7 protein-coding genes are annotated in these 8,465 nt (G+C 69.4%); 2 read left to right on the plus strand and 5 right to left on the minus strand.

The window, feature by feature from the left end; translation table 11 throughout:
• Both RIF93_RS15970 and RIF93_RS15975 read right to left on the minus strand, forming a co-directional pair.
• Nucleotides 1-552, minus strand: a 552-nt coding sequence (locus tag RIF93_RS15970) for a redoxin domain-containing protein (RefSeq protein WP_309092440.1), incomplete at its 3' end; no start/stop codon positions are given.
• 141 nt (nt 553-693) lie between these two features.
• Nucleotides 694-2,445 carry a DUF885 family protein gene (locus RIF93_RS15975; RefSeq protein ID WP_309092441.1) on the minus strand — a complete coding sequence of 584 codons (1,752 nt, stop codon included), beginning with the start codon at nt 2,443-2,445 and terminating at the stop codon, nt 694-696.
• 117 nt (nt 2,446-2,562) lie between these two features.
• Between RIF93_RS15975 and RIF93_RS15980 the strand changes: the two genes are divergently transcribed.
• Nucleotides 2,563-3,975, plus strand: coding sequence for an amino acid permease (locus RIF93_RS15980; protein WP_309092442.1), 1,413 nt, complete (start codon nt 2,563-2,565; stop codon nt 3,973-3,975).
• A 3-nt stretch (nt 3,976-3,978) separates the two neighbouring features.
• Here RIF93_RS15980 and rfbA read toward each other — a convergent pair whose 3' ends face one another.
• Genes rfbA through rfbB form a run of 3 tightly spaced genes read right to left on the minus strand, consistent with a single transcriptional unit; the run spans nt 3,979 to nt 6,817 of the window.
• Nucleotides 3,979-4,869, minus strand: coding sequence for a glucose-1-phosphate thymidylyltransferase RfbA (gene rfbA / locus RIF93_RS15985; RefSeq protein WP_309092443.1), 891 nt, complete (start codon nt 4,867-4,869; stop codon nt 3,979-3,981).
• Complete coding sequence (rfbD, locus tag RIF93_RS15990; protein ID WP_309092444.1) at nt 4,866-5,771, minus strand: dTDP-4-dehydrorhamnose reductase; 906 nt, start codon at nt 5,769-5,771, stop codon at nt 4,866-4,868. Before rfbD ends, rfbA begins: the two co-directional genes overlap by 4 nt.
• A complete protein-coding gene (gene rfbB / locus RIF93_RS15995) occupies nt 5,768-6,817 on the minus strand; it encodes a dTDP-glucose 4,6-dehydratase (protein ID WP_309092445.1) in 1,050 nt (349 codons plus the stop codon). Before rfbB ends, rfbD begins: the two co-directional genes overlap by 4 nt.
• A gap of 244 nt (nt 6,818-7,061) precedes the next feature.
• Between rfbB and RIF93_RS16000 the strand changes: the two genes are divergently transcribed.
• Nucleotides 7,062-8,465 (plus strand): MATE family efflux transporter (locus tag RIF93_RS16000; RefSeq protein WP_309092446.1); only part of this gene is annotated, 1,404 nt, incomplete at its 3' end.

Genomic DNA, 8,465 nt, shown 5'->3' on the forward strand with positions numbered 1-8,465 from the left:
GACGACCGCCGCGACTACGGCGTGCAGAAGGCGGTCGTCCAGCGGCCCCCGGAACACGACCTTCCAGGTTTTAGGATCAATGACGAAGAACTCGCCGGTGCGGGTCACGCCCAGCTGCTCGCCGACCAGCTGGTTGGAATCCAGCAGCACCGGGATGCCGAAGTTGTACTCGGCCGCTTCCTTGGCGATGGCCTCGCGGCTGTCCTGCAGAGCCGAGTTCAGCATCAGGAACTCGACGCCCTGGCCCTCGTACTTGGCTTTGAGCTCACGGACCGCCGGCGCCAGGCTGCGAGAGATCGGGCAGCCGTTGGCCTGGGTGATGATGACGATCGCCTTGGCGTCAGCCAGCCGGTACAGCTCGTGACCCATCAGGGTCTCGTCCGGCAGCATGAAGTTGTCGATCGTGGCCGGCGCCGCCGCCTGCGCGGTCTCGACGGCGGAGGCCGTGGTGGCGTTGGCCAGCGCGTTCGCCGCCTGATCGTCCGTGGCGCAGCCGTAGACCAGGCCGGCGCTGGCCAGCAGGCCGAGCACGGAAATGCGTGCCTTCGTCATCCAATTTCCTCCCCAAGGCCGTGGCCGCTTGGCGCAGCTTCGGTCCGGTCCCTGAATTCAAGTTTGCGGTATGATAGCCGAGCAGAACCACGTTGCACGAATATTTCTAAACAGCGTTCAGACAAGATTTCTGAACGCCGATCAGGTGCGCGCCTTCTCCGCGGCGATCCAGGAGTCGACGCGGGCCTCCAGCACGCTCATCGGCAGGGGCCCGGCCAGCAGCACCGCGTCGTGGAAGCGGCGGATGTCGAACCGCTCGCCGAGCGCCGTGTTGGCCTTGTCGCGCAACCGGATGAAGGTGAGCTCGCCCACCTTGTAGGCCAACGCCTGGCCCGGCCAGCTGACGTAGCGGGCCACCTCGACGTCGATGTTGAGCGGGGCCAGGGCCGTGTTCTCGAGGAAGCAGGACTTGGCCTGTTCGACGCTCCAGCCCTTCCAGTGAAGACCGGTGTCGGCCACCAGGCGGCAGGCGCGCCACATCTCGTACGAGAGCTGGCCGAAGCGCTCGTAGGGCGTGCGGTAGATGCCCATCTCGCCGGCGACCTTCTCGGAATAGAGGCCCCACCCTTCGGTGAAGGCGGACACGCCCGCTTCGCGCCGGAACGCCGGGACACCCTTCAGCTCCTGCGAGAGGGCGATCTGCAGGTGGTGGCCCGGCACCGCCTCGTGGGCGGTCAGCGCCGGCAGTTCGTAGAGCGGCCGCTGATCGAGCGCGTAGGTGTTGACCATGTAGCCGCCGGCCACGCCCTGGTCGGGGCTACCCTGGAAGTATCGGCCGGTCGTGTAGCCCGCCTCGATCTCCTTCGGGACCGGGCGCACGCCGTACGGCAGGCGCGGCAGGGTCGCGAACCAGCCAGGCAGCTGGTCGTCGATGCGCTTGGCGATCTCGGACGCCTTCTCCAGCAGATCCTCGCGGGAGGTCGCATAGAAGCGCGGCTCCTTGCGGAGCATGGCGATGAAGCCGGCCAGGTCTCCGGTCCAGCCGGCCTCCTTCATCACCACCTCCATGCGGGCGCGGATCCGCGCCACTTCGGAGCGGCCCAGCTCGTGGATCTGGTCGGGCGAGAGCTCGGTCGTGGTGTGGTCGGCGACGACGTAGCGGTAGTAGGCCTCGCCGTTCGGCAGGGTGTTGGCGCCGAGGTTCTTTCGGGCGGCCGGCAGATACTCGGTCTCGAGGAAGGTCAGGAACTCCTGGCGCAGCGGGCGCAGGCGGTCCGAGGCGGCCCGCGCACGGGCGCGCATCTGCGCCTGCTCGGCGGCGGGAACGGTGTCGGGCAGCTTGGCCAGCGGCTTCAGCAGCGGGTCTTCCTCGGGCGGCGTGGCCATCCGCTCGCGTATCGCCTTGATCACCGCCTCGACGGTGGTGCGCGGCTGGGTGAAGCCGGTCTTCACGCCCCTGCGGGTGTTCTCGACGTTGTCCCGCCAGAGTTTAGGCGCGGCTTCCAGACGGGCGATCCAGGCCAGCGCATCCTCACGGCTGCGCACCGGGGTCGTGGAGGCGAAGTAGTCCAGGGTGTCGTAGAAGCCGCCGTCGCTGGAGATCGGCATCCGCGCGTCGTCGAACGACAGCCGGGCGAGGTGGCTGTCCACCGTCCATCGCAGCAGGTCGCGGTTCAGCTTCGCCTCGTCGGAAAGTCCGGCATCGGACACGGCGGCGAGCCGCGAGCTAAAGCCTTCCAGCGCCGCCTTGCGACGGGCGTCCGCCGCCGGCGTCACGTCAGGGAGCCGGCCCAGGGCCGCCTTGTCGCCTAGGCGGCCGGCCGTGAACGGGTCCTCCGCCAGCCACCAGGCCTCGTAGTCGGCCACCAGCTTGCCGACAGCGGCGTCCTGCGCCAGGGCCGGACTGGCAAGAAGGGTCAGGGCCACGCCCAGGCCCGGGATCAGGCGACGCATTCGGAAACTCCCCCGCGCGAAAATATTGCGCCGCCAAGCTACCGGCCCGGCAAACCTTGTCCAGCGGGGGCGGCTCAGGCCATGGTCGCGCCTTCGGGCTGATATCGGGGGTATCCCATGAGCTTCATCACGCGCCGCAAGTCGCTCTCCGCCTCGCAGACGCAGGAAAGCGGCCACGCGCTGCGCCGGACGCTGAGCTGGCCGCATCTGGTGGCGCTGGGCGTCGGCGCCATCGTCGGCACCGGCATCCTGACCCTGACGGGCGTCGGCGCCGGCCTCGCGGGGCCCGCGGTGATCCTGTCGTTCGTGATCGCCGGCGCGGTCTGCGCCTGCGCCGCCCTCGCTTACGCCGAGATGGCGACGATGATGCCGGCGGCGGGCAGCGCCTACACCTACTCCTACACCGTCCTCGGCGAGCTGCTGGCGTGGATCGTCGGCTGGAGCCTGATCCTGGAATACACGGTGGTCTGCAGCGCCGTCTCGGTGGGCTGGAGCGCCTATGCCGTGGGCTTCCTGCAGAACCAGGCGGGCATCGAGCTGCCCCAGGCCCTGATCGCCGGCCCGCACGCCGGGGGCATCGTGAACCTGCCGGCGGTGTTCATCTCCCTGGCCGTGGCGGGCTTGCTGCTGGCGGGCACGCGCGAGAGCGCCAACGTCAATTTCGTGCTCGTCGTGCTGAAGCTGATCGCGCTGGCGATCTTCGTGGCCGTGGCCGGCATGGCCTTCAACAGCGGCAACTTCGAGCCCTTCATGCCGAACGGCTTCCTGCCGACCACCAACGCCGAAGGCACGCGCGTGGGCGTGGCGGCCGCGGCGGCCATCATCTTCTTCGCCTTCTACGGGTTCGATGCGATCTCGACGGCGGCCGAGGAGGCCAAGAACCCCGGCCGCGACCTGACCATCGGCATCGTGGGCTCGATGCTCGCCTGCACGGTGATCTACATGCTGGTGGCCGGCGCGGCGCTGGGCGCGATGCCCGCCGCCGAACTGGCCAAGAGCGAGGAACCCCTGGCGCTCGTCCTGCGCACCCTGGGCCAGCCGCTCGCCGCCGGCATGATGGCGGCCGTGGCCTTCGTGGCCCTGCCGACGGTGATCATGGCCTTCATGTTCGGCCAGAGCCGGATCTTCTTCGCCATGGCCCGCGACGGCCTGCTGCCGGGCGGCCTGGCCCAGGTCAGCGGCCGCGGCGTGCCGGTGTTCGTGACGATCTTCACCGGCGTGGTCGCCGCCGCCATCGCCGGCGCCTTCCCGCTGGACGAGATCGCCGCCCTGGCCAACGCCGGGACGCTGGTGGCCTTCATCGCCACGGCCGCCTGCATGATGATCCTCAGGAAGCGCGAGCCGGGCGCTCAGCGTCCGTTCCGCACGCCGCTGTGGTGGCTGGTCGGGACCGCCGCGATCCTCGGCTGCATCTGGCTGTTCACCAGCCTGCCGCTGACGACGATGCGCAACTTCCTGATCTGGAACGGCCTGGGCGTGCTGGTCTACCTGGCCTACGGCCGGGCGAAGAGCGGGCTGGCGCGCGCCTGATCTCTACTCCGCGAACTCGCCGGGCGGCCGCTCGGCGAGCTCCCGCAGGTACTTGCCGTACTCGCTCTTGGCCTGCAGGTCGGCGACCTTGATCAGCTCCTCGCGGCCGATCCAGCCGTTCAGGTAGGCGATCTCCTCGAGGCAGCCGATGCGCAGGCCCTGGCGCTGCTCGAAGGTGCGGATCAGTTCGCCGGCCTGGATCAGGCTGTCGTGCGTTCCGGCGTCCTCCCAGGCGAAGCCGCGGCCCAGCAACTCGACGTGCAGCTTGCCCTCTTCCAGATAGACCTGGTTGAGGGCCGTGATCTCCAGTTCGCCTCGGGCCGACCGCGTCAGGGTCTTGGCGATCTCGCTGGCCCGGCCGTCGTAGAAATAGAGGCCGGTGACCGCATAGTTGGACTTCGGCTTGGCCGGCTTCTCCTCGATGGAGAGCGCCCGCCCGTCGGAGGCCAGCTCGACCACGCCGTAGCGCTCCGGGTCGTGCACCGGATAGCCGAAGACCGTGGCGCCGTCGGCGCGGGCGTCGGCGCTGCGCAGCATCTGGCCGAAATGCTGGCCGAAGAAGATGTTGTCGCCCAGGATCATCACGCTGGGCTCGCCGCCGACGAACGCCTCGCCCAGGAGGTAGGCCTCGGCCAGGCCGCCCGGCGTCGGCTGCACCACATATTCGAAGCGCACGCCGAACTGGCTCCCGTCGCCCAGCAGCCGCTTGAAGGCGGGCTGGTCCTCGGGGGTGGTGATGATCAGGATCTCGCGCACGCCGGCCAGCATCAGGACCGACAGCGGATAGTAGATCATCGGCTTGTCGTAGACGGGCAGGAGCTGCTTGGAGACCGCCAGGGTCAGCGGGTGCAGGCGCGTGCCCGCGCCGCCCGCCAGGATGATGCCGCGCCTCATGCGGGGGTCGCCTCGGGTTGAGATTGCAGTTCGGCGACGATCTCGGTCACCGCCTCACGCCAGGGGCGGATGCGGACGCCGAACACCGCCTCGGTCGCCGAGGTGTCGAGCGCACTGTAGAGCGGCCGGACCGCGGGCGAGGGCCAGTCGGCCGTCGTCGTGGCGCCGACCTCGGGCGCGCGGTCGCCGAGCGCCTGGGCGAAGATCGCCTGCGCGAAGCCGCGCCAGCTGGTGATGTCTCCGCCGTTGGCGAAGTGGTGCATGCCGAAGGCCGGGTCGCCGCACGGCGCGTCGACGAACCGGCGCGCCTGCGACAGCACGAAGCCGGCCAGATCCGCGGCGCTGGTCGGGCGCCCCAACTGGTCGTCGACGACCTTCAGCGGCTGTCCGCCGGCCGCCAGGCGCAGCATGGTCTTCACGAAGTTCTTGCCGTGGGCCGACACCACCCAGGAGGTGCGGATGACGACCGCGCGCGGACAGGCGTCCAGCACCTTGCGCTCGCCCTCCAGCTTGGTCTCGCCATAGGCATTCAGCGGGTTGGTCGCGTCGTCCGCGAGGTACGGCGCGCCCTTCGACCCATCGAATACGAAGTCGGTTGAGAAGTGGACCAGGGCCGCGCCGGCCGAGGCGCACGCCCGGGCGATGGCGCCCGGGGCCTCGGCGTTGACGCGCCGGGCCATCACGCCCTCGGTCTCGGCCAGGTCCACGGCGGTGTAGGCCGCCGCGAGGATCACCAGATCGGGCCGGTGCTCGGCGACGCGCCGGGCGCAGGTCTCCGGGTCGGAGAGGTCGGCTTCTGCGCGCGACAGGGCGGTCAGCACCACGTCGTGGCCCGTCGCCTGGCGGATCACTTCCCGGGCCACCTGGCCGGTGGTCCCGAACATCAGGACCCGGACGCTCACGCGTTCACCAGCCCCAGACGCTCGGAGTGGAAGCCGCGCTCGCGGATGCGCTCGACCCAGCCGTAATTGTCGACGTACCAGCGCACCGTCTCGGCCAGGCCCTGCTCCAGGGTGACCTTCGGCGTCCAGCCCAGCTCTCGCTCGATCTTGGAGGCGTCGATGGCGTAGCGGAAGTCGTGCGCCGGCCGGTCGGTGACGAACTCGATCTTGTCGGCGTGCTGGGTGTTGGCCGGCGCCACCTTGTCGAGCTCGGCGCAGATCATCCGCACCACCTCGATGTTGCGGTGGTCGGCGTCGCCGCCGATCGCATAGGTCTCGTGCAGCCGGCCCTTCTTCAACACGGTCAGAAGGGCGTCGGCGTGGTCGTCCACGTGCAGCCAGTCGCGCACCTGCCGGCCGTCGCCGTAGACGGGGATCGACTTGCCCTCGAGCGCCCGGGTGATCACCGTCGGGATCAGCTTCTCGGGGAATTGGTAGGGCCCGTAGTTGTTCGAGCAGTTGGTGATCACCACCGGCAGGCCGTAGGTGCGGCCCCAGGCGCGCACCAGGTGGTCGGCGGCCGCCTTGGAGGCCGAATAGGGCGACGTCGGGTCGTACGGCGTCTCCTCGGTGAACTCGCCGTCCTCGCCCAGCGCCCCGAACACCTCGTCGGTCGACACGTGGTGGAACCGGAAGGCCGACTTCGCGGGCTCGTCCAGCCGGGCCCAGTAGGCGCGGGCGACCTCCAGCAGCACGGCCGTGCCGACGACGTTGGTCTGCACGAAGTCGAGCGGGCCTTCGACCGAGCGGTCCACATGGCTTTCGGCGGCCAGGTGCATCACGGCGTCGGGCCGATGGCGGGCGAAGATCGCCTCCACGCGGGCCTTGTCGCAGATGTCGGCCTGCTCGAACGCATAGCCGGGATGGCTTTCGACGCTGGCGACGTTCTCGAGGTTGGCCGAGTAGGCCAGCACGTCCAGGTTCACCACTTCGTGGCCTTCCTGGATGGCCCGGCGGATCACCGCCGACCCGATGAAGCCGGCTCCGCCCGTGATCAGGATCTTCATGCGGCCTTTCTGATCGTCCGTTTCGCGGCGCCCCCGCCGCTAGAGAACTGAATTCACCCCTCGCAGGGGCCGTACTTACAACGAAACGCCGGTGGCTCAACCCTGGCGCGCCAACGCGGTGTTCCGCCGCAGCCAGCGTGTCGGCGCCGGAAATCCGCAACGGCGGTATGGATTCTTCGCCCGACGGGGCTTAAGCGCGCGGTCCAGGGCTGGGAGGACAAGGGTGCAGGGACGGACGGGAGCCATGGGCCGGAGCAGCCCGGACCTGACCACCGGGCCGATCGGCAAGACGCTGATCCTCTTCGCCCTGCCGCTTCTGGGCTCCAACGTCCTGCAGTCGATCAACGGTTCGGCCAACGCGGTCTGGGTCAGCCACATCCTGGGCGAGGCGGCGCTGGCCGCTATCTCCAACGCCAACCAGATCTTCTTCCTCATGCTGGGCTCGATGTTCGGTCTGGCCATGGCCGCCAACATCCTCATCGGCCAGGCCATGGGGGCCCGCGACGAGGCCATGGCCCGCCGGGTGGTGGGCACCTGCACGGCGTTCTTCATCGCGGTTTCGACGGCTGTGGGCGTGCTCGGCTTCACCCTGACGCCTGCGATCCTTGACGCCATGGGCACGCCGGCGGACGCGCGGCCGCAGGCGATCGCCTACCTGCAGGTGATCTTCAGCGCGATCCCGTTCATCTACTTCTTCACCTTCATGATGATGGCCCAGCGGGGCATGGGCGACTCGCGGACGCCCTTCCTGTTCTCCATCGTCGTGGTGGCCTTGGACATCGCCCTGAATCCGCTGTTGATCCTGGGCGTGGGGCCGCTGCCACGGCTGGGGATCGCGGGCTCGGCGGCGGCAACCCTGGTGGCCCAGACGGTGACGCTGGCCATCCTGCTGACCCACCTCTACCGGCGGAACAGCCTGCTGGTGGTGCGTCCCGGCGACTGGCGGGTGCTGATCCCGGACCTGACGATCATCCGCACCCTGGTGTTCAAGGGCCTGCCCATGGCCTTTCAGATGATGGTCATCAGCCTGGCGGCCGTGACCATGATGAGCCTGGTGAACGGCTTCGGGTCCGACACCGCGGCCGCCTATGGCGCGGCCGTCCAGATCTGGACCTATGTGCAGATGCCGGCCATGGCCCTTGGGGCCGCCGTCTCTTCGATCGCCGCCCAGAACGTCGGGGCTGGCAAGATGGACCGCGTGGCCGAGGTGGCCCGCAAGGGCGTGCTCGCGGCGTTCGTCGGCACGACGATCCTGGTCATCCTGCTCGAACTGGCGGAGCCCTATGTGATCGGGGCCTTCCTGCCCGCCGACAGCGCGGCGCGACCCATCGCGGGACATATCAATGCGATCGTGCTGTGGGGCTTCATTCCGTTCGGCATGGCCTTCATCTTCAACGGTGTCGTGCGCGCCACCGGCGCCGTCTGGCCGCCCCTGGCCGCCATGATCATCGCGCTGTGGGTCGTGCGGGTGCCCTTCGCGACGGTGCTCTTGCCGCACCTGGGGGCCGACGCCGTCTGGTGGAGCTTCCCAGCCGGCAGCCTGGTCATGCTGGCCCTGGCCGCGGCCTACTACCGCTTCGGCGGCTGGCGAAAGGCGCGCATGCTGCCCGAGTCGGTGCAGGGCGAGGCCGCTGACACCGGCGCGGCC

This window comes from Phenylobacterium sp. (assembly GCF_031181185.1).
In the GTDB taxonomy this organism is placed as follows: Bacteria; Pseudomonadota; Alphaproteobacteria; order Caulobacterales; family Caulobacteraceae; genus Phenylobacterium.

Excerpts from the sequence above, each read along its gene's own strand:
- RIF93_RS15975 (WP_309092441.1), bottom strand. The coding sequence starts at position 2,445 with ATGCGTCGCCTGATCCCGGGCCTGGGCGTGGCCCTGACCCTTCTTGCC.
- RIF93_RS15980 (WP_309092442.1), top strand. The coding sequence starts at position 2,563 with ATGAGCTTCATCACGCGCCGCAAGTCGCTCTCCGCCTCGCAGACGCAG.
- rfbA (WP_309092443.1), bottom strand. The coding sequence starts at position 4,869 with ATGAGGCGCGGCATCATCCTGGCGGGCGGCGCGGGCACGCGCCTGCAC.
- rfbB (WP_309092445.1), bottom strand. The coding sequence starts at position 6,817 with ATGAAGATCCTGATCACGGGCGGAGCCGGCTTCATCGGGTCGGCGGTG.